Origin of the sequence: Microcoleus sp. D3_18a_C4 (genome assembly GCF_036702415.1) — a bacterium.
Taxonomy (GTDB): Bacteria; Cyanobacteriota; Cyanobacteriia; order Cyanobacteriales; family Microcoleaceae; genus Microcoleus.
In genome coordinates this window covers 1-1,193 of record NZ_JAUBTI010000238.1, presented here as the reverse complement: position 1 = coordinate 1,193, position 1,193 = coordinate 1, and the positions used below count along the sequence as shown (strand labels likewise).

The following is a 1,193-nucleotide window of genomic DNA, read 5'->3' as shown; positions in this document are numbered from 1 at the left end:
GCTAGCTCCTTATGAAAGGTAAAAGCTAGTTCGTAGGAGTCTTGCCAAATATCGCCCGGTAAAATTTCTAGACCAAATTTTAAGTAATCTCTGGCAGCCGAATAAGCCGTGGCATCTTTGGCTTTGCGAGCGGCTGTTAAATTTAAAATAGCTAGTTCAGTTTTCTCGCGTTCATCAATGATTAAATTCCGACCCGAATTTAAATGATCGGCAATTTCAAAAATTCTTTCGGCTCGTCGCTCAGGAGAAATATTTGCCAGTAACAAACGACCAATTTGTAGGTGAATTGCTGTTTGCAGTTTTGAGTCAATTAAAGCGTAACCTGACTGCTGCACGCGGTCGTGCAAAAATTTATAAGTAGTAATTACCAAGTCGGAGTTAATTATTTCTGATTCGGTAGCACCTAACTCAGAAGTAGTTAAGATTAATCCCTCTTGGATGGCTGGCAATAGTTCTTGAAACGTGGCTCCCCAAGATTTTTCGTTAATAATTGAAAGAGTGTTTAAGTCAAAACTATTACCCACGCAAGCAGCCAAACGCAAAACTTGCTGAGTTGATTGGGGAAGTCTTTTCAATTTGCCAATCATCAATTCAATGACGTTATCAGTAATACCTACTGCTTCAATTTCTGAAATATTCCAATCCCAGTTTCTTTCGTGAAAATTGAATCTCAGCAGGTTTTCTTGATAGAGAGTTTTGAGAAACTGATTGACAAAAAAAGGATTGCCTTGAGTTTTACTGACCACTAACTCGGCGAGGGGGAGCGCTGATTTTTGGTCTTTACGCACGGTATCAGTAATTAAGTTAACTATCTGGTGAAGGTGTAAGGGAGCTAAAGTAATTCGCTCGATTCTTGCACCTTCATTTTGCAGCTCGTCCAAAGTCATCATTAAAGGATGAGATGGGTTAACTTCGTTGTCTCGATAAGCACCAATTAGAAATAGATAGTTGGTTTGCTCATCTGCGAGCATTACTTGTAGCAATTTCAATGTAGCGGCATCAGCCCATTGTAAATCGTCGAGAAAGATGACTAAGGGATGGTCAACTGAACAAAAGACGCGGATGAATTTTTGAAATACTAAATTAAAGCGGTTTTGTGCTTCTGTAGCGCCTAATTCTTGTACGGCGGGCTGTGGGCCAATGATTAATTCTACTTCAGGAATGACATCGACAATGATTTGACTATTAGCGCC

At 39.9% G+C, this 1,193-nt stretch carries 1 protein-coding gene; it reads right to left on the bottom strand.

Annotation, left to right across the window (positions count from 1 at the left end; genetic code table 11):
• The coding region (locus QUB16_RS33395) for an AAA family ATPase (RefSeq protein ID WP_333322693.1) at positions 1 to 1,193 on the bottom strand (1,193 nt) is incomplete at both ends.